This is a genomic window from Streptomyces xinghaiensis S187, assembly GCF_000220705.2.
GTDB classification, from domain to species: domain Bacteria; phylum Actinomycetota; class Actinomycetes; order Streptomycetales; family Streptomycetaceae; genus Streptomyces; species Streptomyces xinghaiensis.
Window position 1 is genome coordinate 812,028 of record NZ_CP023202.1, and the last position, 24,716, is coordinate 836,743.

The following is a 24,716-nucleotide window of genomic DNA, read 5'->3' on the forward strand; positions in this document are numbered from 1 at the left end:
CCAGGTGTGGCAGCTGGACTTCTTCGAGTGCCGAACGAGCGGCGGCACTTGGCGGCCTTGGCCACGTCGTCCATCGCGTCCTCGACCGGCGAGGTCACGAACTGCACACCGGACGTCGAAATGTCCTACCCACGCATGCCCATCCCCGCCGGACAGGCTCGCCTGCCGCCTGCCGCCTGCCGCCTGCCGCCTCCCGCACGGCGCGAGTAGCCGGATGCCGCGGGATCCGCTCCGCAGGTCTGCGCCCGGCGCTCATCGCCGACCGCGCCGGCTCGTGAGCCGACCGCCGAGCACACGCTCCGGCCAGCCGGCAGGGCCCCGCGGACTGTGAACGGCATCGCGATCCGCCTGCGCGGCACCGGCGCGGACACCGCGACGCGGGAAGCCCTGACCACCCTCATACGCCTCGGCCTCCCCGAGGAGCTGGTCCACCGGCGCCCCGGGTGTCAGGCCGCGAGGGCCCGGGTGACGACGGCGGACAGCGGGGTGGTCGGCCGTCCCAGGAGTCCTCGCAGGTCGGCGGTGACGCCGGCCAGCGCGCCGTGGGAGACCTGCACGTCGGCGTCGACGATCAGGTCGGTGACGAAGCCGGGCAGCCCGGCTCCGGCGAGGATCTGCCGGTACTGCTCGGCGGGCAGGTCCGTGTAGACGACCGGCCTGCCCGCCTGCGCGGCGCTCTCGGCTGCCAGCTCCGGCAGCGACCAGGCGGTGTCACCGGTGAGCTCGTACACCTTTCCGGCCTGGTCGTCGCGGGTGAGGACCACGGCGGCGGCTTCGGCGAAGTCCGCGCGGGCGGCGGAGGCGATCAGCCCTCGGCCCGCGCTGCCCGCAATGGCGCCGCGCTCAACGGCCTCGGGGAGCGCTGCCGTGTAGTTCTCGGTGTACCAGCCGTTGCGCAGCAGCACTGCGGGCAGGCCGGAGTCGGCGATGGCCCGCTCGGTGTCGCGGTGCACACGCGCCAGGCCCAGCGGACTGGCAGGGGCTCCGATGACCGAAGTGTAGGCAATCAGGCCGACACCGGCGCCGGCCGCGGCCTCGACGGCCGCGCGGTGCTGGGCGATGCGGGCGTCGTCCGGGCCGGTCGAGGAGACGAGCAGGAGTTTGTCGGCACCGGCGAAGGCGGTGAGCAGGGTCTCGGGCCTGTCGTAGTCGGCCAGGCGGATTTCGACGCCTTGGGCAGCGAGGTCCGCGGCCCTGGCAGGGGTGCGCACCGCGGCGGCGATCCGGCCGGCGGGCATCCCGCGCTGGAGCAGGTGCTCGATGACGTGGCGGCCGAACTGTCCGGTGGCACCGGTGACAACGATCATGACCGAATCCTTCGCGTGTTGAGGGAGGGGCCGGGCGGCTTCCCGGCCCCCACCGTACGCTAACTAATAGTTAGTGCAAACTTTTACGCCGCACTGTGTTCGAGGTAACGTGGAGGAGAGTGCGGGAGAAGGAGGTATGCATGAACGAGCCGTCCACCGAGGACGAGCGCCAGGCGGCCGCGCTGGAGTTCGACGTCTTCGCCAAGCACTGCCCCTCCCGTCAGGTCCTGGACCACCTCACGGGCCGCTGGGGCGTCCTGGTCCTCGCCGGTCTGCGCAAGGGGCCCGCGCGCTTCAACGCCCTGCGTCGGCGCATCGACGGAGTCAGCGAGAAGATGCTCGCCCAGACACTCCAGGCCCTGGAGCGCGACGGCTTCGTCAGCCGCGAGGTCCTCACCGCGATGCCCCCGAGCGTCAACTACTCCCTCACGCCCCTGGGGGAAACCACCGCTGACCACCTCATGGCCTTCATCGGCCACATCGAGGCCAACATGCCCGCGGTTCTCGCATCCCAGGAATCGCACACCGCCACAGCCCGGGCGTGACGTCCCGGCGTGCGGCCGGGTCCGCCCGCTGTTCGACCGCCCATGCGGGCGAGGCGGAGCTGTCCCGGGACCGGGCCCTGCGGAAGCGGTGGCAGCCCGCGGCCGCGAGGAGCGGCTGCAGCCGGCGGCGTCATGGCACGGTGACGACATGTCCCGTGCTTGCCCGGACGGTCCGACGCCCGGGCCCGCACGGGACGGGAGCGTCAGCGCTTCATGAGGGCGAAGACTCCCCAGCCGAGAGTTCCCGGCTGTCCGCCGCCGGCGCCTGCTGTGTCCGGTGGCAGCCGCGGACGGTTTCGCCGGGCGGGGCACGGCCGGAAGCCGGACTTTCAGCGGGTGATGAGAGCGGCTCCGGCTCCCCTGGCTCGGTCCCGCTCCTGAGCTGAACTCGGCGAGCAAGGCGCACTTGATCAGGCGGTTCAGCGGCGATCGGCTCTGCCGGGGATCGTCCGTGATCAACACCCCGCTCGGGCCGAGCTGTTCGGCGACGTCGTCGCGAACCCCGTCCCGAGCCGCGTCGGCGTCCCATCGGGCGCCCCTTGACCAGGCGCTGCTGACCTGCCGGGTTCGCGGCGGCCGACCCGTTCGGGCAACCGCTCCGCCCGCAACTCCGCACGCCTGGTCGACGGTCCGGGCAACAAGGCAGGCAGCCATAGCTGGACTTGGTGCACGGGCCAAGCACATACTCGATGGCGATGCCTTCTCAAGATCAACTCCCTGACCTGCCTGGAAATGGCCTGCCATGGCGCTCCTCACCGAGTACAGCACCACAGCCCGCCCCGACCGCCGCATCGTCGAGGTCTACGACGCGGACGCCTATCTCGGAGATGACGACTCCCTGGCCGCGTCGCGGAGCCGGGTGGTAGCCGGTAACGGCTACCACCTTTACCTCCACAGCCTGCAGGACGACATCCGTGTCCGCGTCACCCTCCGGATCTGGGACGCACCCCACCCCGTCCCCGAGGATGTGGAAGGGGCCGTCGCCGCGTCCCTGGAGTCGGAAACCGGCATCGTGGTCATCAGCCAGTTCACCTTCGGACCGGCCGGTGAGATGACCTTGCCCCGCCCGGGCGTATACGAAGGACACGCCTGGTGGACCGGCCGCCGGGCCACCGGCGACTACCACACCACGTGCATGCACCGCCGTCTCACCGAGAACTGGGACCGCGATCGCGTCCAGCGAGCATGGCGGGAATGCCCGGTCCAGGAGCAGTACGTGCTCGACCTCTGGTACACCCGCGAGCCCGAACCCGTCGATGACGGGGACCTGTAAAGCCGCTCGCACCGGGTACGGCCGCGCGAGCGGAACCCCGCCGGATATGCACGTACCACATCAACGAGTTCGTCTCCGTTGAGCCAACGCGTTGTTCCTTGACGGCTTCTACGTGGCGGTGCCGTTGGCGTCCATGGTCATGCGGGCCACGTGGAGTGCCAGGTAGGAGACCTCGTCCTCGCTCAGTTGCTGTCCCAGACGCAGTTCGACGATCGTCGCCAACTGCTGCGCGGTGCGGGTCGCCTCCGGGTAGTGCTGGCGGATGCCCTTGCCGATCGTGGACTCCTGGCCCTTGAGCTGCTTCTGCTGCTGGATACGCACGAAGAGGTAGCGCACGTGGGTGATGAACCGCGCCGCGCCCATGGACGACGTGTCGAAGACGCCCAGGCTGTAGCGCTCCCGCACCACGGCGAGCATCTGCTGGATGACCCCGGTCATCGTGTACGTGAAGGACAGATCGCCGGAGACGAAGCCCGCGTTGACCAGGTGCAGCGCGAGTGCGGTCGCCTCGGACGCATCCAGCTCCGGGGTCAGGCGCTCGTTGATGGCGCGCAGCAGGCGCTGCGCCTGGGCGTACTCGGTGGCGTACAGGGTCTGGACCTCGGCGCGCAGCGGGTACTCGATGGCGATACCCCGCGCGGCCCGCTCCAGCGCGCCGGCGATGTGGTCGGCGACGGCGATGGCGAGGGTGGGGCGGGTGGACTCGCGCTCTTCGATGCCGACCTCGCCGAGAGCGGTCACGACAGCGTGGAGCACCTCCTCGCTGATGAGAGCGAGAGCCTCGGCCAGGTGATCGGGGTCACGGCCGTCGGCCGGGACGAAGACCCGTTTCACCAGCGCGGCGTCGACAGGCTTGCCCTGGCTGGAGCCGAAGCCGATGCCGCGTCCGGTGAGGATGACCTCCTGGCCCTTCTCATCACGTGCGAGGACCACATTGTTGTTGAGGACCCGCAGTACCTTCACCGCCGTCCCCCTCCTGTCCGTGCCCCGTCCTGCGTCTTCCGGTCCGGCGCGCCCATCATGCCAAGGGGCGTGCGCGCGCCGGACCGGCGGCGGGACATCACCGCCGTACGGTCACCACGAGGTCACCGGCGGTGACGTCCTGCCCGGTGTGCGGCTCCACCGCGGCGAGATCCGCGGTGTTCAGGACGGTCATGAGGGTGACGGTCGGGTGGTTCGCGGCGCGTACGGCGTCGAGGTCGACCTCGGCCAGGAGGTCACCGGAGCTGACCCGCCGGCCGGGCGCGACGTGCACGTCGAAGCCCTCGCCCTGCATCTGTACCGTGTCGATGCCGATGTGGATGAGCACCTCGACGCCGTGCGGGGTGCGGATGCCGAAGGCGTGGCCGGTGTCCGCGACGGTGATCAGCTCGCCGTCGACCGGGGCGACGATACGGCCGTCAGCCGGCTCGATGCCCACGCCCTCACCGAGCGCCCGGGAGGAGAAGACCGGGTCCTCGACCGTGTCGAGGCCGGTCACGCGGCCCGCGACCGGCGCGCGGAGGGCGATGCTGTTCGCGGCGGCGGGAGCGCCGGAAGCGATGCCGGTGGGTGCGCCGGAAGCGGTGCCGGTGGCGGGGCCCGTGGCATCGGCGGTGGCTTCCGCGTACGCGGCGCCGACGGTGACCAGTTCACGGTCGTCGGCCGCTGCGGTCTCACGGTGGGTGTCTGTGTCTGTGTCTGTGTCGGTGTCGGTGCCGGTGGCCCCACCGCGGGCGGCGGCCTCGGCGGCGTCACGCTCGGCGTTGGCCTGGGCGCGCTCCTCGCGAGTGCGGTAGTCGGAGAAGTAGACGAGCACCATCGCGGTGACGAAGGCCGCCGTGATCGCGATGAGGTAGACGCCCACCGGAGAGAAGACCGGGATGGTCAGCACAGAGGTGAAGGCGAATACCTCGGTGTCCACGCCGCCCAGGACGCCCACGATCACACCGCCCACCAGGCAGCCCACGAGCATGCGCGGGTATATCCGCTTGAAGCGCAGGTGGATGCCGTACAGCGACGGTTCGGAGATGCCGCCGAACAGGCCCGCGGCCAGGGCGCCGGTGGCGGTCTGGCGCATGAGCGGCTCGCGGTGGCGGATCGAGAGCAGCAGTACGCCCGCGGTCGCACCGAAGCAGGCGAAGTTCCAGGCGCCCATCGGGCCCTGGATGAAGTCGTAGCCGATGGTGTTGATGTTCTGGAGCATCAGCGCGTTCAGCGGCCAGTGCAGGCCCAGCGGCACCAGGAACGGGTACAGCAGCGGAATGAAGATCGCGAAGACGAGCGGGGCGTTGCCGTTCAGCCAGGCCAGGCCCTCCCCGATGCCGTTGCCGGCCCAGACCCCCAGGGGGCCGACGAGAAAGGCGGTCACCGGGATCGTGATCAGCATGCTGAAGAACGGCACGAAGACCAGCTGGATGTTCTCGGGGAACACGCGCTGCAGACCCTTGTAGACCAGGGCGAGCAGGGCGGCCATCAGCAGCGGTACGAACACCTGGCCGCCATAGTCGTTGAGCTGGAGCGGCAGGCCGAAGACGTCCGCCACGCACTGCTGAGTGCCCAGCGTGGCGTTGGTGGAGCAGGTGACGCCCGGGATGCCGGAGTCGGGGTTGAGCATCCCCGTGAAGTTCGGGGTCATCACCGCGGCCATCACCGTGGCGCCCACCCACGGATCGATCTGCAGCTTCTTGGCCGCGTTGTAGGCGACCATGATCGGCAGGAAGTACAGCACCGAGCGCCACATCGCGTCGACGAACACCCAGGTGGCCGACTTGTCCTCGGCACGGAAGTCGACCACGCCGAGGGCATCCAGGACCGAGGCGATCGCGATGATCAGCGAAGCGCCCAGCAGCACGCCGAGCAGCGGGCGGAACGAGTCGGAGAGGTACTCGAAGAAGTTGTCGAGCCAGGCGAAGCGGCCCCGGCTCTTGGCGCGAACCGCGGCCTTGACCTCCGCGTCGGACTGCGGGCGCGCCGCGCCGGAGCGGCTCATCGACGGCAAGTTGATGATCTTGGCGTGGACGTTCGCGACGGCGCCGCCGATCACGATCTGGAAGCGGTCTCCGGACTGCGGCACCGTGCCCATGACGCCGTCGAGGGCGTCGAGCGCGGCCTGGTCGACCTTGCCGCCGTCGTGGAGCTGGAAGCGCAGCCGCGTCGCGCAGTGTGTGAGGCTCTCGATGTTCTCCGCTCCACCGACGTCACGGAGGATCTCCTCCGCCAGCCCGTCGATCCCCGGTGCGGGTGTGTTCACGATGCGTTCCTGCATCCCTGATCCCTGCCGTCCTGCGTAGGTCCGCGATCTCTCCCGCCCGGGTTCAGGCAACGAAAAAGGCCTGGGTCGCGCACGCGGCGCTACCCAGGCCTTGCCTCTCCTCAAGCGGTACACCGCCGTGGCGTCGCGCGAGGCGACGACGGTGGTGTCCTCGGAGAGTAACAACCCTGCGATCGAGATCGATCGTCCACAACTGTAGCACCGGGCGGGACCGGTCCCACCGCGACCGGTTCCACGACGGCCCGGAACAGGGCCCGGGTAAGCGCGCTCAGCCCGCCGGTTCGTCGAGCAGACGGGCGAGACGGGCGGGCGCCTCCAGGTGGACGAGACTTGCGTGGCCGACAGCCATGGCGATTCGTGAGGCCGGCAGTTCTTCCGCTCGGCGCTCGACGGCGGTCCGAACAGATGGGCGCGGGAGGCGGCCCGGGGCCCAACCCGCCGGAACCGGCCCGCGATCCGGGCATGACCCGGTGGAACATCGCCCGCCGGCGGGCAGGGTCCGCGCGGTGGCCCGCGGGCCACCGCACGATCTCCAGGAGTCCGCACGAACCCCCGGTGATCACGCGGTGGCCGTATCCGTTCCCAGCCGGGTCCGCGACAAGATCGCGAAGCCGGACCGGAGTACTAAGCCGCTTCCTGCCGGGTTGTGCCGGGCTGTTCGTCGTTCCCGACGCGGGGTTCGGCGGCCCTTGCCGCCTTCCTCCGCCTCACGTTGAGAGCGACCCGTAAGAGGCCGGAACGCATTCCCTCCGCCAGCCGGCCGGAGGGAACGAACATCTGCTGCTTGAGGCGGGCGACGCGCTGGTTCTTGGTGATGAAGGGACGCAGCCCGTCCTCCCAGGCCGACAGGGCCGCATCGGGATCGTCCGGGTGCTCTCGCAGAGCCGTCCCCAGTTCCGCGCCGCCGTGCAGCGAGGCCGTGGCACCCATCCCCGAGTACAGGTTCAGGCACCAGGCCGCATCGCCGAGGAGCACGACGCGCCCCTTGCTCCACCGGGGCATCTTCACCTGGTGGACCGAGTCGAAGAGGAACTCCGGGGCCTGTTGCAGCGAGTCCAGCGCGTGCCGCACCACAGGGTCGTCCATCCCGGTGAACGCCTCACCGATGCGCTCGACGGGGGTCCCGGTGAACTGCGCCTCGATGTCATCGGTCCGATAGGTCAGCAGCGCGGTGGGGGGTCGGTCGGCGAACCCGAACACCCAGGCTGCCCGCCCGGCCCGAGCGCTGATCACGCTGTCCTGGGCTTCGAAGGACGGCACCTGCTGCTGCATCTCGAAGGCACAGATCATCGCCCCCCACTTCGTCATGTAGTCCTCGTGTGGACCGAAGGCCAGCCGGCGCACAGTGGAGCGCAGGCCGTCCGCACCGACGACCAGGTCGAACGTCTCCCGGTAGCGCCCGCCGCCGCCGGGCTTCTCCAGCAGGACGTCCACCCCGGTGCCGCTCCCGGTGATCTCCACGGGCACGGTCCCGAGACGCACCTCGATACGGTGGCCTTCTTCCCCCGCTCCGACCACGCTCTGCCAGAGCGCCTCCTCGATATCTCCGCGGAGCACCGCCGCGGGCCGACCTGGCTGGTCCAGGAATCCCAGGGCCCGCTCACGCTTCCCACGGCGGCTCAGGGACCATGTGTCCCCGCCGCCCACGGGGTTACGGGTGTGCAGGTATGTGTCGATCTCCAGGCCGGCGGCCGCTTGCAGGCCCTCGGGAAACAGCCCGATGAAGTAGCCGCCCGTGCGGCGCTCGGGGGAACGCTCGATCACCACGGCCTCCCACCCCGCCCGGCGCATTCCGATCGCCGCGGCCATACCCGCGATACCCAGCCCCACCACCAGAGCACGCTTCGCCATGATTCCTCCAGTTTCGGTGACCATCCGTCGCAACAGATGCGACGGATGGTCGTCACATGTCTCTTCCGGGCTCACCGTGTCGCTCGCCCTCCTGCCGTGGTGTCTCTGCCGTCGCGGCCCGCCGTTCAGGACCGGCTTGACTCCTTAACTTTGTTCGGGCAGTGTCCTCTTTATAACATGAACTTAGTTCAGGACGGGGAGGATTCTCATGCCTGCTGTCTTTGTCCACGGTGTCCCCGAGACCGGCGCGCTCTGGAACGGGGTGCGTGCGCACCTGAGGGAGGGCACGGAGTCGGTGGCGCTCGGCCTGCCCGGGTTCGGGACCGCGCGGCCCGCGGGATTCGAAGCGACCAAGGACGCCTATGCGGCCTGGCTTGCCGGCCGGTTACGCGGCTTCGACGGCCCGGTCGATGTGGTCGGGCACGACTGGGGGTCCGGGATCGTGCTGCGCGCGGTCACGGCGCTGGACGTGCGGGTGCGCAGCTGGGCCGTGGATGTCGGTGCCGTGTTCCACGCCGACTACACCTGGCACGAGATGGGCCGGGTGTGGCAGACGCCCGGCCGTGGTGAGGAGTGGATGACGGACCTGGTGGCCGGGAGGATGTCCGGGCCCTTCTCCCTCGGCGGTCTGCTGCGGTCGGCCGGCGCGCCCGACGACGATGCCGCGGCGATGGAGGCGGGCCAGGACGCGACGATGTGTGGTTGCATCCTCGACCTCTACCGCTCGGCGCAGCCCAACGCGTATGCCGACTGGGGTCCGGAGCTTTCCCGGCCGGCGCCCGCTCCCGGGCTCGTGCTGCAGCCGACGGCCGACGGCTTCGACGCATCGGCCGCCTCCTCCGAGGTCGCTGCCCTTCTGGGGGCCCGGACCGCCGAGCTGGAGGGCTTGGGGCACTGGTGGATGCTGCAGGATCCGGCTGCCGCGGCAGCGGAACTGCGCTCCTTCTGGGCGACGCTCAACTCGTGAGCGTCGCCCAGGAATCCGCGTCCCGTCCGTCCGGCGCAGGTGTACGTGCGGCGGACGGACATGACGGCGCAGCGCGGCTGGACGCCCGCGAGCGCGCCGTGATCGGGGTGCTGCTGGTCTCCACCTTCGTCGTGGTCCTCAACGAGACGGTGATGAGCGTTGCGCTGCCGGTGCTCATGGCCGATCTGCGGATCGAGGCGAGCGTGGGCCAGTGGCTGACCGCCGGTTTTCTGCTCACGATGGCCGTGGTCGTCCCGGTCACCGGTTTCCTGATCCGCCGAGTGCCCACGCGCAGACTGTTCGCCACGGCGATGGTCCTGTTCAGCGCGGGCACCCTGCTGGCGGCGCTCGCGCCGGGCTTCGGTGTGCTGCTGACGGGCCGCGTGGTGCAAGCCGGCGGTACGGCGATCATGATGCCGTTGCTGATGACGACGGTGATGACGCTCGTTCCGCCGGCCCGCCGGGGCGCGCTGATGGGCAACATCTCGGTCGTGATCTCGGTCGCCCCCGCGACAGGCCCCACGGTATCGGGCGTCATCCTGGACCTGTTCAGCTGGCGGTACATCTTCTGGCTCGTCCTGCCGGTGGCCCTCTGCACCCTGGTGCTGGGCCTGTGGCGGGTCACGGACATCGGCGAGACCGCTTCCGCCTCGATCGACGTGGCCTCGGTGGCACTTTCCGCGCTCGGCTTCGGCGGGCTCGTCTACGGACTCAGCAGCATCGGACACTCCACCGGTACCACCTCGCCCCTGGTGGCATGGGGTGCCGTCGGAGCCGGCTCGGTGGCGTTGGTGACGTTCGTGTTCCGGCAACTGGTCCTGCAGCGCACCGGTCGTGCACTGCTGGATCTGCGCCCGTTCACCAAGCCGGCGTTCACCGTGGCGACCGTGGTGATGATGCTGATGATGGCCACCCTGCTGGGCACGGTCGTGCTGCTGCCGATCTACCTGCAGGACGTGCTGGAGCTTCAGCCACTCACCACGGGCCTTGTGCTCCTGCCGGGTGGTGTCCTCATGGGCGTGCTCGCGCCGGTGGTGGGCCGGCTGTACGACCGGCTGGGAGCGCGGGCACTGCTGGTACCCGGGACCATCGCAGCCAGTTCGGCTCTGTGGCTCATGACGTTGTTCACGAGCGACAGTTCCCTCGTGCGGGTGGTGAGCTCCCACCTGCTGCTGTCGGTGGGACTGGCGCTGGTGTTCACGCCGCTGTTCACCGCGGGCCTGGGGGCGGTCGAGCCCGCTCTCTACTCCTATGGCAGCGCGATCTTCGGCACCGCTCAGCAGCTGGCCGGCGCAGCCGGGGTGGCACTGCTGGTCAGCGTCATGTCGGCACGCTCCTCCGCCGTCGCAGCCGTAGGACTGCCGCCGTTGGAGCAGACCGCGGGCGGCGTCCACGCCGCGTTCCAGGTCGCCGCCGCGCTGTCGCTGGCCGCGATCGCCGGCGCCTTCTTCATCCACCGGGCGCCCTCCGATGAGACGCCTGCGGCGCACTGACAGCAAAGCAACGGGCCATGTCCGTTCTTCTCAGAGAAGAGAATCCATGCTCAACACCATCTCCCCGGTGCGCCCGTCGCACGCCACGGAAGACCGATGGAGCGGGCGGCTGGTCCGCCGGCTGGCCATCCTCACCGTCGCCAACCTGCTGGCCGACGTGGTCCTGATCGCTCCGTTGCTGGCGCTGCCGCAGATGCTGCAGCACTTCCAGACCGGCCAGGCCGCCGTGATCAACGCGAGCGCGATGCTGGCCGGTGCCATGTGGGCGCCGCTGCTGGGCCGGAGCGCCGACATCCACGGCAAGCGCCGGATCCTGCTTCTCACCCTGATCACCGCGGGCGTGGGCTCGGTCATCTGCATGACCGCACCGAACCTCGTCGTCTTCGTGCTGGGCCGGTTCCTCCAGGGTGCGGCCGTGGGGTCGATGCTCCTCACGGTCGCCCTGGCCCGCCAGCTCTGCGGCGCCCGTCTCGCGATGCCTGCCGTCGGTGTCGTGACCTCCGGCTCCTCGGTCCTGGCGATCCTCTCCCTGGTCCCGTTGGGCGAGGCGATCGACAGCTTCGGCTACCGGAGCGTGTTCTTCGGTGCGGCGGCTCTCGCCGCCGTCGCCGCCGTGTCCGTACGGTTGTTCATCCCCGAACCGCCGATCCGGAACACCGGGTCGATCGACGTCACCGGTGCCCTCCTGCTCGGCGGCGGCCTGGTCGGGACCCTGGGATACGTCAGCCTCGGGCCGGACGCGGGCTGGTTCAACCCGGGCATCCTGGCCATGCTGGCCGCCGGCGGGGTCGCACTGGTCGCGGGGCTGGCACACATACTGCGCGTCAAAGACCCGATCATCGATCTGCGCAACATCGGCCTTCCCCTGGCACTGGCGCTTGCCGTGGTGGCGCTCGCCGGAGGCTCGACCCAGAGCATGCTCCAGCTGAAGAGTCTTGTCGCCCAGGTGTCGCCCGATCTCGGACTCGGCTACGGGCTGGGCGGCGGCAGCGCGGTCCTCGCCATGTTCGCCCTCCCCGCTCTCGGCATCATGACCGGCGGGACCCTGGCTGGTGCTCTGGCTGCCCGGTTCGGCCCCGCCCAGGTTCTGATCGGGGGTATCGCTCTGGGGATGGCGGCCACACTCGGGATGCTGGCCGGAGTATCGATGCTGCCGGTCGCACTGGGCTGCGCCACGCTGCTGGGCATGGCCGCAGGAGCCACCATCGCCTCCGGCTACAACCTGGCCACCGCCATCGTGCCCCCGGAACAGCACGGAACGGCCGGAAGCCTGGTGACGGTGATGCTCGCGGTCGGATCGGTCGTACTCAATGTCGCCGGGGCGACGGTGCTCCAGCTCACCGACACGGACATCGTGGTTGAGGGCGTAGCCGCGAACTCCCTGACCGGAGTGCGCCTCTACATCCTGATGGCCGGATCAGCCCTCGCCGCCGCGGCAGTCTTCGCACTCGCCCTCGTACGCCGTCGCTGATACCCCCCTGCGGCCGGCTCCGGCCATCCGGGGGTGAGCGGTTTCCCGGATCACTCCACGGGGTCGGGAGGGACGCCGCCGACGCCGGGGCGGGCCCTTGGAGAAGGCGGCGTCCTCCGCCGGTGGGAAGGCGGCGTCCTCCGCCGGTGGGAAGGCGGCGTCCTCCGCCGGTGGGAAGGCGGCGTCCTCCGCCGGACGGAAAAGCGTGAAGGGCCCGCCCCGGCACGCACGGGGCGGGCGCTTCGGACTGGCTGTTCCGTGTCCGACAGCAGCCGTCCTCAGCCCGTGTCAGACCTTCAGCCGGGCGGCGAGCCCGTCGAGAACGATGCCGAGGTGCCGCTCGAAGCGCTGGTCACCGTCGTCGTGGAGGTGGCCGGCGCGCTTGACCAACGGCGCGTCCTCGCCCAGCCACGCGTCACGCTCGGCGAGGGAGTAGCGCGTCGGGTCGGTCTCGGCGGACTGGAGGTGTTCCTGCTCCTCGATCACGAACCCGACAACGAACGCGGTCACCAGATCGACGGCGTCGTCCGCGTCGGAGAGCTCGACCCCGGATGCGGTCCAGCGGGCGAACCAGAACTCCTTCGCGCGTACCACCTCCGGGTCGGTGATGCGCGTGCCGCTGAAGATGCGCGCCCCGTCGCGGTGGAGCAGGAACTCCGCACGCAGCACACCCGCGAAAGCTGCCAGATCATCACGCCAGCCGCCACCTGGTGGAAGCTCCGACAAGGCGGAGCCGACATGGCGCATGACAGCGGTGCTCATCTCGTCGAGCAGCTCCCGCTTGTTGCGTACGTGCCAGTACAGCGCGGACGGGCGTACGTCGAGTCGGTTCGCCAGCGCACGCACGGTCAAGCCGGCCATACCGATCTCGTCGAGGAGTTCCAGCGCTGTCGCCACGATCCGGTCCCGGGTGATGCCTTTACTCATGCTTGACACCTTAACGCTGTTCAGGCACCCTGAACAGAGTGACTGAACTTAGTTAAGGAGGAGGAAATGCGCGCTGTGGTGGTAAATGCCCCCGGCGAGACGCCCGTTTTGGCCGATTTCCCCGACCCGGAGCCCCAGGGGGGACGGGAGCCGCGCGACCTGGTCGGCGCAGGGCTGCACAACGTCGTCCGCGGTTTGGCATCGGGCCGTCATTACGGCAGCACCGGCACCTACCCGCTCGTACCGGGCATCGACGCCGTGGCCCGCACCGGGGACGGCCGCCTGGTCTATACCGGCTTCGCCATGCCCCCGCGGGGCACGATGGCGGAGCGGCTGATCGCCCCGTTCGAGGTGGAGCTGGAGCAGGGGGTGGACCCGCTCGCGGTCGCGGCCGGCATGAACCCGGGCATGTCCGGGTGGATGGTGCTCGCCGCCCGGCGCAGGGAGAAGAGTGACCTCGGCGACGTGCTGGTACTCGGGGCGACCGGCATGTCGGGCCGGATGGCGGTGCAGGCGGCGCTGGCGCTCGGCGCCTCCCGGGTCATTGCCGCCGGGCGTGACGCCCAGGAGCTCGAGCGACTGGGCGCCTTGGGTGCCGTGACCGTCTCGCTCGGCGACAGCGACCCCGACAAGATGGCCGCAGCCCTGGGTGCAGTTGTGGCCGAGGCGCCGCCCGCCTTGGTGCTGGACTTCCTCTGGGGCCCGGTCGCCGAGGCCGCCTTCGCCGCCCTCGGCCGGACCGGCGGGCAGGACGAGGGCGCGGAAACCGCCTATGTGCAGATCGGCTCGGTCGCCGGGCAGGAGGCGCAGCTGCCCGCGGCACTGCTGCGCAGCCGGCGCCTCCACATCTCGGGAAGTGGCGCCGGCTCGGTATCGAAGGAAGAGACACTCGGTGAAGTGCCCGAGGTCATCGCCCGCATCGCGGACGGAACCCTCGAAGTCCCCTACACCGCTTACCCGCTCAGCCGGGCCGGCGAAGCGTGGGCGCACACCGGACGGACCCGCGCCGTCATCGTGCCCGACTGAGGAAGCCCGCCCGCCCGGCGCGGAGGCGACAGTGCAGGACCGTCTCCGCGTCGGCCGAGTGAAGGCCGGAAGGGCCCCGTCGAGGCGACTCCAACCGGACAGCGAGCCGGGGAGGGAAGCACCGCGTTCCGGCGGGTTACTTCTGGGTGACGTCGGTGCAGTAGACATCCTTGTCCGGCAGGTGGCCGCCGGCCAGGAAGTCGACGGTGGCCTTGTCGGCGCAGGCGGAGCCCTCGCCGTAGACGGAGTGCCCGCCGTTGTCCACGCCGACGAAGGCCGAGGCGTCGCCGAGGGACTTGTGCAGCCCGACGCCGCCTTCCCACGGGGTGGCATTGTCCCGGCGGTTCTGCAGGATCAGAGTGTCGCGCGGGCCGCCCTTCACGACCTTGACAGTCGCCTCAGCCGGCTTGTCCCAGTAGGCGCATGCCCAGATGTTGGCGGGCATGCCCGCGGTGAGCGGCCACTTCTCGCGGTCGGCGGTGGTGCGGGCGGCGTAGCCGTCGACGTCGTGCGGCCATTCGGCGTCGCCGCAGGTGAGAGCCATGAACATGGTGGCCTGGTTGTCCGCGGGGATGCCCGGGGACGTCGGTGTGGCGGCGAACACCTCCTTGAGAAGCGCGGTGTCGGCGGCCGTGGTGCTGCCGTGGGCCAGGTTGTCGGCGGCCTTCCAGAACTGGGCGAGTACGGGAAGGGTGTTGTCGTGCAGAAGCAGGGCGTAGGTCATGTTCCGCAGCAGCGCCCCGTCCAGCGACACGGATGAGCCGGGAATCGCTGCGGGCGTGCGGTCGAGCCGGTCGGCGAGGGCGAGATAGGTGTCGGTCACCTGCGCGACGTTCGTGCCCAGCTTGAGGGTGCCGGCCTGCGCCGCGGCGACGCGGGCGGCATCGGGGAACCGGTCGGCCATGCCCTTGCCCCAGATGTCCGCCACCTGGTTGGCCCATACCTTGGTGGGGTCGACGTTGCCTTCCAGGACCATCCGCCCGACGCGGCCCTGGAAGAGGGAGCGGTAGACGGCGCCGAGGTAGGTGCCGTAGGACTGGCCCCAGTAGGAGATCTTCTTCTCACCGAGCGCCTGGCGGATGCGGTCCATGTCGCGGGCGGTGTTGGCGGTGTTGTAGTACCGCAGATTCTTGCCCACCGTGTCGGCGCACTGCTTGGCGTTGGCTTTGGCGAGGGCCACGTTCTTGGTGATCGAGCCGTCCGCGGCGGGGTAGGGGAAGAGCCCGGGCACGCTGGGGTCCTGCAGACCGCAACTCTGTGGGGTGCTGTGTTCGACGCCGCGCGGGTCGAAACCGATCAAGTCGTAGCGGTCCAGCACGGACTTCGGCAGTCTGGACTCCATGGTTTCGGGCATGCCGAGACCGCCCAGGGCCGGCCCGCCGGGGTTCAGCAGCAGAACGCCACGTCGCTTCCCGGGCTGTGCGGTGGACAGCCGGGAGACCGCCACGTCGATCTTCGTGCCGCCCGGGTTCCGGTAGTCGAGTGGCACCTCCAACGTGCCACAGGCCAGGTCGGGCTCACGGGTGTGTCCCCCGGTCGGGGCCGGGCACGTACCCCAGGTGATCTTGGCGTCGCCCGCGGTCCCGCCGGCGCTCTTGCCGGAGCCCTTGGGCGGTGTCGAGCCCTTGGCGTCGGCAGTACACGCGACCAGTGCGGTTCCTGCCAGCGTGGAAACCAGCAGAGCTGCGGCGATTCGGCGGCTTCCGGGGAGACCGTGCTGCGCGGAACTGCGTGTCGTGGTCATGGTGTTGTCCTAGCTACTGGGCTGTCCGGCCTTGTCCGGCCGGTGTGTTGACGATTCGAGTCAACAAGAGACCGCCGGTGGCGCGCATCGCCCCAGAGAGGACAAAACAGGTAGCTCGCTCGGGGGATCCCGGGGTGGTCTTGGCGTTGGCCTGCGGACTGAAGCCCTCCTCCCGCAGCAGGCCGGCGACCGTGCCGGCGGTGACGCCGTCCGGCCCGCGGCGGTCGCCCGGGGACCGCCGCGGGAGACGGCTCACGAGCCCAGCCAGCGGTGGACGGTGAGCGCGGTCGTGCGTGCGTGTTCCTCCAGGACGGTGAAGTGGTCCCCCGGGACGGTCACTTCGGTGTGCGGCAGACCCCAGGGCGGGGCGGCCTCCACGCCGGGCAGCGGATCCCGGGCCCGGACGAACAGTGTGGGGGCGGCGAGCCGCGCCGGCTTCCAGCCGGTGAAGAGCTCGACGTAACCGGCCATGGCGGTGAGCCGGTCCGCATCGGCCGAGGAGAACTCGGCCGCCCGCCGCAGCATGTCCGACGTCATCGCGGAGAGCGCCTGCTCACGGTCGTCCGTCCCGCTCGGATAGGTGTCCACCAGGACGACGGCGGCCGGGGCGGAGCCCTCGGCGGTCAGCCGCTCGGCCACGGCCTGCGCCACCCAGCCACCGGCCGAGCGGCCGAGCAGCACGGGCGCTCCGCCGCCCGCGAGCGCACGGACGGCGGCGGTCTGCGCGGTGACGAAGGCGTCCAGTGTGCCCGGCAGCTCCTCCCCCGCCCCGAACCCCGGATACCGCACCGCCGAGACCGGCCGGAGGTCCCGCAGTCCGGCACCGAAGCGCGCGTACTCCTGGGGCCCGGAAAGCGCGCTGAGGGCGGGAAAGCAGATCAGCCGGGCCGCGCCCGCACCGCCCGGCGCCAGCGTGACGGGTGTGAGCGCCGCACCGGCGGCCCCGGCGTCGTCGAAGACCGGGCGCAGCCGCGCGGCGATGGTGAGCAGCGCCATGCCGTCCCAGGTACGGCCCCGGGCACAGGCGGTCCGGAAGAGCTCGCCCAGGGAATCCGGAACTCTGTCCGTCGCCGCGACCGGACCCTCTGGACAGGCCGTTGCCGACCGCCCCCCGGAAGCCTCAGCGGGGGCGGCGGAGCCGGCGGAGCCGCCGCCGCGGCCGACGGAACCGGGGCGTTCCCCGGCGCCGGAGGAGGGGCCGGGAGCCGTCTCCCGCGTGTACCGTTCCGCCAGTTCGGCGGCGACCGCACGCGGCGTCGGGAAGTCGAACAGCAGAGTGGACGGCAGCGTCAGTCCCGTCGACGCGGCGAGCAGGTTGCGCAGGTCGACCGCCGCCAGCGAATCGAGCCCCAGCTCCGCCAGCAGGCCGTCCCCGTCGATCGCGCCGGCCCCCTCCGGGTGCCCCAGCACCGAGGCCGCCCGGGCCCGTACCTCCTCGAGCAGCAAGGCGCCGCGCTCCTCGGGGGAAGCAGCCGCCAGCAGTCGCGGGAAGCGGTCCCCGCCCGCTCCGGGCCCCCGGCGAGGACGCTCAGCCGGTTCGCCCGCACCCAGCACAGCCGTGTCGAAGCGGGCCGCCACCACCACCGGGTCCCCGCCCGCCACGGCGGCGTCGAAGAGCGCCAGTCCCTCCTCGGCCCCCAGCGGGGCGAAGCCGGAGCGGGCCATCCGCCGCCGGTCGGTGTCACCGAGGTGGGCAGTCATCCCGTCACTCTGCTGCCAGGGCCCCCAGGCGATCGACGTGCCGGGCAGACCGAGCCGGCCGCGGTGCCGGGCCAGCGCGTCCACCACGCAGTTGGCCGCCGCGTAGTTGGCCTGCCCGGCCGAGCCGAAGGTGCCCGCCACCGAGGAGAACAGCACGAACATCGCCAGATCACATTTCCGGGTCAGTTCGTGCAGGGCGAGGGCGGCGTCCGCCTTGGGCCGCAGCACCCGGTCCAGGCGGTCCGCCGTCAGCGCCGGGACGATGCCGTCGTCCAGCACCGCCGCGGTGTGCACCACCCCGGTCAGCGGATGGTCCGCGGGTACGGAGTCCAGCAGGGCGGCGAGCGCCGTGCGGTCCGCGACATCGGCCGCCCGGACGACGACCCGCGCACCCGCCTCGCCCAGCTCGGCGGCGAGTTCCCTCACTCCCGGCGCGTCCGGCCCGCGCCGGCCGGCGAGCAGCAGATGCCGTACACCATGGGCGGTGACCAAGTGGCGGGCCACCAGCATGCCCAGGGAACCGGTGCCACCGGTGACCAGTACGGTGCCGTCGGGATCCAGCCGCGGGAGCCGCCCTTCCTCGGGCGTCCCGTCCGCCCGGACGAGCCGCGGCGCGTAGGCCGTTCCCCGCCGAACGGCCGTCTCCGGCGCCGGAGCGGCCAGCAGCGAGGGCAGCGCACGCCAGGAGTCCGCGTGATCGTCCACGTCGACCAGGGCGAACCGGCCCGGATTCTCCCTCTCGGCCGAACGGACCAGCCCCCACACCGCCGCGTGGGCCGGCACCCGCTCCCCGGGGCCGGCTCCCCCGGCCGGGCCGTCCTCGAAGGGGCCGTCCCCGACCGGGTCGACGGCACCGGAGGTGACGAGGACCAGACGCGAGCCCACCGGACGTGGTTCGGCGAGCCACTCCCGTACCAGCTCCAGAGCCCGCCGCGCCGCCCACCGCGACCCCGCGGCCGGATCCTCCACGGCACCCGCCCCCTCCGGAGGCGGCCCGAACGGTGCGACCACCACGGCCGGCGAACCCCCGACCGCCGCCGGGCCCGCGTACACGGGAATCCCCGATCCCGGGGGAGCGAGCACATCCACCTGCCCCGTACCCGACGCCCCCAGGACGCCCCACCGGGGCACCGGCGCAGGCACGGGCGCCGCCGGCAGCGGCACCCACGTCATCCGGTGCAGGCCCCCGGTGACGGGCGCCGTGGGGGGCGGGGCCGGAAGGGGCCGCAGCGTCAGCGCACGCACCGACACCACCGGCGCGCCCGCCTCGTCGGACAGCTCCACCGCGGCCCGCCCGTCCGGACCGGGAACGATCCGGACCCGCAGCACGTGCGCCCCGGCACGGTGCAGACGGACCCCGTCGAAGGCGAACGGCAAGGACACCCCGTCTCCGTCGGCGGCGTCGGGGCGCGCCGTGCGGCCGTCGAGCGCCAGGACGTGCAGGGCCGCGTCCAGCAGCGCGGGATGCAGCAGGAACTCCGGGCCGTCGTCCCCCGCGGCCGGGGCCCGGGCGGCCTCGGGCAGCGCCACCTCGGCGTACAGTTCCTCCCCGCTCCGCCAGGCCCCGCGCAGGCCCCGGAAGGCGGGCCCGTAGCCCAGCCCGATCCCCGTGAGCAGTTCGTACGGATCGGCGTCCGGTCCGCCGGCGGCCAGGGGCACCGCACCCGGCGGTGGCCAGGGCGCCCCGGCCCCGGTGACGGCCGGGGAGTGGTCCGGCGAGGGGTGCGCGGGCGCGAGGGTTCCGGAGGCGTGCCGCTGCCAGGGGCGGTCGCCGGCCGACGGGTGCGGCCGGGTGTGGAAGAGCACGGTCCGGCGTCCCGCCCCGTCCGGTCCCGACACCTTCACCTGCAACTCGACCGCGCCGTCCCGGGGCAGTGGCGCGGGCGTGGTGAGGACGAGTTCGTCCAGGACGGGCGCGCCCACCGACGCACCCGCGTGCAGGGCCATCTCCACGAAGGCGGTCGCCGGCAGCAGGACCGACTCCGCCACCTCGTGATCGGCGAGCCAGGGCCGGCCGGGCACGGAGAGGATTCCGCCCAGCAGCAGCCCGTCGTCCTCCGCGGTCGCCGTGCGCGACGACAGGAACGGATGCTCCACACCGTCCGGTCCGCCGGCCGACGGGTTCGGTGTGTTCGACGGGTTCGACGGCGAGGCGTCCAGCCAGTACCGCCGGCGCCGGAAGGCGTACGTGGGCAGCGCGACGCGCCGTCCGTCGCGCCCCGCGAAGCAGGCCTCCCAGTCGACCGGCACGCCGTGGGCGTACAGCGCGGCGACGGTGTCCGTCAGCGTGTCCGCCTCGGGCCGCGCCCCGCGCAGCACCGGTACGACCAGCGGCGCAGGGTCCGCGGTGAGGCACTCGCGCACCAGCCCGGCCAGTACCCCCTGCGGACCCAGCTCGACGAAGTGTGCCGCGCCCCGCTCCCGGAGGTACGCCACCGAATCGGCGAACCGGACCGGGCGGCGGACATGGCCGACCCAGAACTCCGGGGTGGCCAGCTCCTCTTCGGTGGCCGGCCGTCCCGGCACGGCGGTGATGAGACCGAGTCGCGGCGTGCCGAAGGACAACCCCCGCAAAACCTCCGCGAAACCGTCCAGCATCGGTTCCGTCCGCGCGGAGTGGAAGGCGTGGCTCACCCGCAGCGACGTCGTGGAGCGACCCCGCTCCCGGAAGTACGCGACGGTCTCCCGCACCGCGGCCTCGTCACCCGAGACGACCACCGAGCCGGGCCCGTTGACGGCGGCGATCTCCACGACGCGCCCCGTGCCGGCGAGCCGGGCGGTCACCTCGGCGACCTCGTCCTCACCGGCGGACACGGCGGCCATCGCGCCACCCGGCGGCAGCGCGTCCATCAGCCTGCCCCGGGCCTCCACCAGCGTGCAGGCGTCCGGGAGGGACAGGATCCCGGAGACATGCGCCGCGGTCACCTCGCCCACCGAGTGCCCGGCGACCAGGTCCGGACGGACGCCCCAGGCCTCGAACTGGCGGAACAGGGACGTCTCCAGGGCGAAGAGCGCGGGCTGTGCGAACCGGGTGGTGTGCACCAGGTCGCCCGTGCCGGTACCGGGACCGGCGAACACGACATCCCGCAGCGGCACGGGCAGCAGCGGATCGAACAGGGAACAGATGTCGTCGAACGACCGCGCGAAAGTCGCGTACCGCTCCCGGGAGTCGTACAACTGACGCCCCATACCGAGGCGTTGACTGCCCTGCCCGGTGAAGAGGAAGGCCGTCGCCGCCTGCCCGCGGGCCGTGCCCGTGTGGATGCCCGGTCCGTCTCCGTCCTCCGCCACCGCCCGCAGGGAGGTGAGCAGCTCGGCACGGTCCCGGGCCACCACGACGGCCCGGTGCTCGAAGGCGGACCGGGTGGTGGCGAGTGAGTACCCGATGTCCGCCGGGGTCGCGTCCGGATCGCGGGACACCCGCTCGTACAACCGCAGTGCCTGGTCCCGCAGTCCGGACCCGCTCTTCGCCGACACGGCGACGGGCACGGGTTCCCGCACCGCACGGCTGTCGGAGCGGGCGCTCACGGGCCCCTCGTGCGTGCCGGACACCCGCGGCGGCGTCGTGGGATCCGCCGGTGGTTCCTCCAGCACCACGTGCGCGTTGGTGCCGCTGATGCCGAAGGAGGACACCGCCGCCCGGCGCGGGCGCCCCGTCCCCGGCCAGGGCACCGCCCGGTGCAGCAGTTCCAGCCGCCCCGACGACCAGTCGACCCGGCCGGTCGGCTCGTCCGCGTGCAGCGTGCGCGGCAGCATGCCGTGGGTCATCGCCTGCACCGTCTTGATCACCCCCGTCACGCCGGCGGCGGCCTGGGTGTGACCGATGTTCGACTTCACCGATCCCAGCAGGAGCGGGCGTTCGCGCTCCCGGCTCCCGTACGTCGCCAGGAACGCCTCCGCCTCGATGACATCGCCCAGCCGTGTGCCGGTGCCGTGTGCCTCCACCGCGTCGACCTCCCCCGGGGACAGCCCGGCGTCCGCCAGGGCCTGCTGGATCACCCGTTGCTGCGCCGGGCCGTGCGGTGCCGTCAGCCCGTTGCTGGCCCCGTCCTGGTTCACCGCCGAGCCGCGCACCACGGCCAGCACCGGCAGCCCGGCGCGGCGCGCTTCGGACAACCGGCTCAGCAGCAGCATCCCGGCGCCCTCGGCCCACCCCGTGCCGTCGGCCGACGCGGCGAACGCCTTGCAGCGGCCGTCCGGGGCCAGCGCCCGCTGCCGGCTGAACTCCACGAACGAGGAGGGCCCCGACATCACCGTGGCGCCGCCGGCCAGCGCGAACGAGCACTCGCCCCGGCGCAGTGCCTGGGCCGCCAGGTGCAGTGCGACCAGGGACGACGAGCATGCCGTGTCGACCGTGAGGGCCGGCCCCTCCAGACCGAAGGTGTAGGCGATGCGTCCCGACGCGACGCTCCCGGCGCTGCCGAGGCCGAGGTAGCCCTCGACGTGCTCGGGCACCCGCGTCAGGCGCTGGGCGTAGTCGCTGTACATCAGACCGACGTACACGCCGGTCGGCGAGCCGCGCAGCGTGCGGGGGACGACACCGGCGTGCTCGAACGCCTCCCACGCCACCTCCAGGAGCAGCCGGTGCTGCGGATCCATCGCCAGCGCCTCGCGCGGGGAGATGCCGAAGAAACCGGGGTCGAAGCGGTCCACACCGGTCAGGAAGCCGCCCTCACGCACATACGTCCGGCCGGGTCGCCCCGGGTCCGGGTCGTACAGCGCCCGGGTGTCCCAGCCCCGGTCGGTGGGGAACGGCCCGATGGCGTCCGTCCCGTCGGCCACCAGCCGCCACAGCTCCTCGGGGGACGTCACCCCGCCGGGTGCGCGGCACGCCATCCCGACGATCACCACGGGATCGTCCTCCGGCCCGGCCGCGCCACCGTGCGCGACCGCCGGGCCGGGCGGTGATCCGGCGCTCCGTGAACGCAGGTGGGCGGCGAGGGCGGCAGCCGTGGGGAAGTCGAAGGCGACGGCCTCGGACAGCGGCAGTCCGGTCGCCGCCGCCAAACGCTCCCGCAGCACCGTCGCGGCCAGCGAGTCCATGCCCAGGTCGCGCAGTGCCGTCGCCGGCTCTACCGCCTCCGCCGCGCAACCGAGCACGGCGGCCGCCTCGCGTCGCACCAGACCCAGCAGGTCCTCCGCAGGCTCCCCTGCCGTCCCCGCGACCAGCTCGCGCGCGGGCAGGCCGGCCAGGGCGGGGCGCCGCACCTTCCCGGAGGAGGTACGGGGAATGCCGTCCACCTCGTACAGTCCGACGGGCACCTTGACGGCGGACAGTTCCGCCCGGCAGGCGGCGAGGAGCGCCGCCCTGTCCAGTGCGCCACCGCCCGGCTCGGCAACCAGGTAACCGACCGGCACCTCGCCGAACACGGGGTGCGGGCGCCCGGCCACCGCGGCGTCCGCCACGCGGGGCAGCCGCCGCAGCACCGCCTCCACCTCGGCCGGATGGATGTTCACCCCGCCCCGCACGATCAGCTCACTCTTCCGGCCGGTGATCACGATGTCGCCCGATGGCCCGATCCGCGCCAGGTCACCGGTGCGGAACCAGCCGTCGTGCAGCACCGCGGCGGTCTCCTCCGGCCGGTTGTGGTAGCCGGCCATGACCCCGGGCCCGCTCACCCACAACTCGCCCTCCCCGGTGTCCTGTCCGTCCGCGCCGCCCCCGACCCGTACCCGGGTGCCGGACAGCACCCGGCCGCACGACGCGGCCGGCGCCGTGTCGCCCGGCGCCGCCATGGTCACCGGGCCGGCCTCGGTGCTGCCGTAGTGCTCCAGGAAGGGAGCGCGGCACACGGTCTCGAAGGACCTCCGGAAGTCCGGCCCGGCCGAAGCACCCGCGCTGATGCAGCCGCGCAGCGAGGACGTCCCGAGGCCGTGGCCGCTCCCGCCCCGCTCCCGTTCACCGCGGACCGTGTCGAGCAGCGCCGAGTACGTCGTCGGCACCCCGCCGAGGAGCGTGAAGGGATCCTCGGTGCGGCGCAGTTCACCGATCACCCCGGCCGCCGAGAACCGGGGCAGGAGCAGGGCGCTCGCCCCGGTCGCCGTCACACCGAGGACGCAGATCACCTGACTCATGGCGTGGTGGAGCGGCAACGGCCACAGCAGCCGGTCCCGTTGCGACAGACCGAGGACGCCGACGAGACCGGAGGCGACCGGCGCGAGGCGGTTGCGCTGGGTGAGCAGGACTCCCTTGGGCGTGCCGGAGGACCCCGATGTGTACAGCAGCCAGGCCACCTCGTCCAGCCCGAGGTTGTCCCGGGCCGGCAGCCCCGGCCCGGTGCCCGCCAGCTCCTCGTAGCGCACTGCACCGTCCGCCGCCCCGGCCCGGCCCGGCGGCGTGCCGGAGTCCCCGTCCTCCTCGCCGCCGTCGGCCACCACCACGGTCAGACCGGGACGGGACAGCAGCTCCCGCCGACGGGCGAGCCGCGCCTCGTCGGTGACGAGCACGCGCGCACCGCAGTCGTCCAGCAGACGGATCAGCTCCGGCCCGGAGACGCCGGGATCCAGCGGCACGCCCACCCCGCTCGCCCGGACGACGGCGAGCAGGCTCTCGACCGTCTCGACCCGGTTGCCGAGCAGGATCGCCACCCGCTCGCCCCGCGCCACGCCGAGCCCCGCCAGGTGACCGGCCAGCCGCCCGGTCCTGACGTCCAGGTTCCGGTAGGTGAGCTTCCTTCGGCGGTCCGCGAAGGCGGCCTTGTCCCCGAGCCGCCGGGCATGCTCCCGGAGCGACGCCGGCAACGGCCTGATGATGTCCACATCCATACCCACCCGCTCAACCCTCCCGTGTGAAGCCGCGGTTGAGGACGCCAGGACGGACCGGCGGGTTCCGCGGCCGCCGTCCCGAGCGAGTGGGTGACGTCGCGACGATGGCCGAGAACGGCCCCGCGGCGGGGAGGCGGTCTTGTGGTCGTCGTCCCACGGCTCCGACAGTTGACAGTGCGGACCGGTGGGGCGGCCCGGCGGACGGCTTCGGGCACCGGCCGGTGCACGTCCTCCCCGGCAGCCGGTGGCGGGGCCAGGGGCTCTGCGAAGGAGTCAATCACCGTCACGCCGAACCGGCGGGCAAGGGGCGCGGCGGCCATGGCCGGCGCGACGACGATCGGCGCGGTGAACTCCCCCGCGGCACCTGTGATTCCGAGTCCGGCGGCGACGGCC

13 protein-coding genes are annotated in these 24,716 nt (G+C 72.2%); 6 read left to right on the forward strand and 7 right to left on the reverse strand.

Annotated features, from left to right (window positions below; genetic code table 11):
- Window positions 1-446: 446 nt before the first annotated feature.
- A complete protein-coding gene (locus SXIN_RS03485; protein WP_019710591.1) occupies window positions 447-1,307 on the reverse strand; it encodes an NAD(P)H-binding protein in 861 nt (286 codons plus the stop codon).
- Window positions 1,308-1,447: 140 nt separating this feature from the next.
- Between SXIN_RS03485 and SXIN_RS03490 the strand changes: the two genes are divergently transcribed.
- Window positions 1,448-1,852, forward strand: coding sequence for a winged helix-turn-helix transcriptional regulator (locus SXIN_RS03490; RefSeq protein ID WP_019710592.1), 405 nt, complete (start codon window positions 1,448-1,450; stop codon window positions 1,850-1,852).
- Window positions 1,853-2,594: 742 nt separating this feature from the next.
- A complete protein-coding gene (locus SXIN_RS03495; protein ID WP_019710593.1) occupies window positions 2,595-3,125 on the forward strand; it encodes a hypothetical protein in 531 nt (176 codons plus the stop codon).
- Between the two features lie 108 nt (window positions 3,126-3,233).
- Here the strand turns inward: SXIN_RS03495 and SXIN_RS03500 are convergent, their stop codons facing one another.
- The 3 genes from SXIN_RS03500 to SXIN_RS03510 form a co-directional block, all read right to left on the reverse strand.
- Window positions 3,234-4,088, reverse strand: a complete 855-nt coding sequence (locus tag SXIN_RS03500) for a PRD domain-containing protein (RefSeq protein WP_019710594.1) — start codon at window positions 4,086-4,088, stop codon at window positions 3,234-3,236.
- Between the two features lie 97 nt (window positions 4,089-4,185).
- Window positions 4,186-6,357: a glucose PTS transporter subunit IIA gene (locus SXIN_RS03505; RefSeq protein WP_039822973.1), complete on the reverse strand. Its 2,172-nt coding sequence runs from the start codon at window positions 6,355-6,357 to the stop codon at window positions 4,186-4,188.
- Between the two features lie 645 nt (window positions 6,358-7,002).
- Window positions 7,003-8,229 carry an FAD-dependent monooxygenase gene (locus tag SXIN_RS03510; RefSeq protein WP_019710596.1) on the reverse strand — a complete coding sequence of 409 codons (1,227 nt, stop codon included), beginning with the start codon at window positions 8,227-8,229 and terminating at the stop codon, window positions 7,003-7,005.
- Window positions 8,230-8,437: 208 nt separating this feature from the next.
- Here SXIN_RS03510 and SXIN_RS03515 point away from each other — a divergent pair, with 208 nt between their 5' ends.
- Genes SXIN_RS03515 through SXIN_RS03525 form a run of 3 tightly spaced genes read left to right on the forward strand, consistent with a single transcriptional unit; the run spans window position 8,438 to window position 12,160 of the window.
- Window positions 8,438-9,196 carry an alpha/beta fold hydrolase gene (locus SXIN_RS03515; protein ID WP_019710597.1) on the forward strand — a complete coding sequence of 253 codons (759 nt, stop codon included), beginning with the start codon at window positions 8,438-8,440 and terminating at the stop codon, window positions 9,194-9,196.
- A complete protein-coding gene (locus tag SXIN_RS03520; RefSeq protein WP_019710598.1) occupies window positions 9,193-10,689 on the forward strand; it encodes an MDR family MFS transporter in 1,497 nt (498 codons plus the stop codon). The genes SXIN_RS03515 and SXIN_RS03520 overlap by 4 nt, the downstream gene beginning before the upstream one ends.
- Before the next feature lie 46 nt (window positions 10,690-10,735).
- Window positions 10,736-12,160: an MFS transporter gene (locus SXIN_RS03525; RefSeq protein ID WP_019710599.1), complete on the forward strand. Its 1,425-nt coding sequence runs from the start codon at window positions 10,736-10,738 to the stop codon at window positions 12,158-12,160.
- A gap of 288 nt (window positions 12,161-12,448) precedes the next feature.
- Here the strand turns inward: SXIN_RS03525 and SXIN_RS03530 are convergent, their stop codons facing one another.
- Entirely contained in the window at window positions 12,449-13,087 is a 639-nt protein-coding gene (locus SXIN_RS03530; RefSeq protein ID WP_019710600.1) for a TetR/AcrR family transcriptional regulator C-terminal domain-containing protein, read from the reverse strand.
- Window positions 13,088-13,153: 66 nt separating this feature from the next.
- On the opposite strand from SXIN_RS03530, the gene SXIN_RS03535 reads away from it, so the two are divergent.
- Entirely contained in the window at window positions 13,154-14,113 is a 960-nt protein-coding gene (locus SXIN_RS03535) for a quinone oxidoreductase family protein (RefSeq protein WP_039822963.1), read from the forward strand.
- A 136-nt stretch (window positions 14,114-14,249) separates the two neighbouring features.
- Here the strand turns inward: SXIN_RS03535 and SXIN_RS03540 are convergent, their stop codons facing one another.
- Together SXIN_RS03540 and SXIN_RS03545 are read right to left on the reverse strand one after the other, a co-directional pair.
- Entirely contained in the window at window positions 14,250-15,857 is a 1,608-nt protein-coding gene (locus tag SXIN_RS03540) for an alpha/beta hydrolase (protein WP_019710602.1), read from the reverse strand.
- A gap of 252 nt (window positions 15,858-16,109) precedes the next feature.
- A complete protein-coding gene (locus SXIN_RS03545) occupies window positions 16,110-24,299 on the reverse strand; it encodes a type I polyketide synthase (protein ID WP_238153663.1) in 8,190 nt (2,729 codons plus the stop codon).
- Between the last annotated feature and the right edge of the window lie 417 nt (window positions 24,300-24,716).

What these genes read in the sequence shown, in the direction of transcription:
- SXIN_RS03490 (WP_019710592.1), top strand. Translation starts at nt 1,448, where the DNA reads ATGAACGAGCCGTCCACCGAGGACGAGCGCCAGGCGGCCGCGCTGGAG.
- SXIN_RS03530 (WP_019710600.1), bottom strand. Translation starts at nt 13,087, where the DNA reads ATGAGTAAAGGCATCACCCGGGACCGGATCGTGGCGACAGCGCTGGAA.
- SXIN_RS03525 (WP_019710599.1), top strand. Translation starts at nt 10,736, where the DNA reads ATGCTCAACACCATCTCCCCGGTGCGCCCGTCGCACGCCACGGAAGAC.
- SXIN_RS03515 (WP_019710597.1), top strand. Translation starts at nt 8,438, where the DNA reads ATGCCTGCTGTCTTTGTCCACGGTGTCCCCGAGACCGGCGCGCTCTGG.
- SXIN_RS03495 (WP_019710593.1), top strand. Translation starts at nt 2,595, where the DNA reads ATGGCGCTCCTCACCGAGTACAGCACCACAGCCCGCCCCGACCGCCGC.
- SXIN_RS03485 (WP_019710591.1), bottom strand. Translation starts at nt 1,307, where the DNA reads ATGATCGTTGTCACCGGTGCCACCGGACAGTTCGGCCGCCACGTCATC.
- SXIN_RS03510 (WP_019710596.1), bottom strand. Translation starts at nt 8,229, where the DNA reads ATGGCGAAGCGTGCTCTGGTGGTGGGGCTGGGTATCGCGGGTATGGCC.
- SXIN_RS03540 (WP_019710602.1), bottom strand. Translation starts at nt 15,857, where the DNA reads ATGACCACGACACGCAGTTCCGCGCAGCACGGTCTCCCCGGAAGCCGC.
- SXIN_RS03535 (WP_039822963.1), top strand. Translation starts at nt 13,154, where the DNA reads ATGCGCGCTGTGGTGGTAAATGCCCCCGGCGAGACGCCCGTTTTGGCC.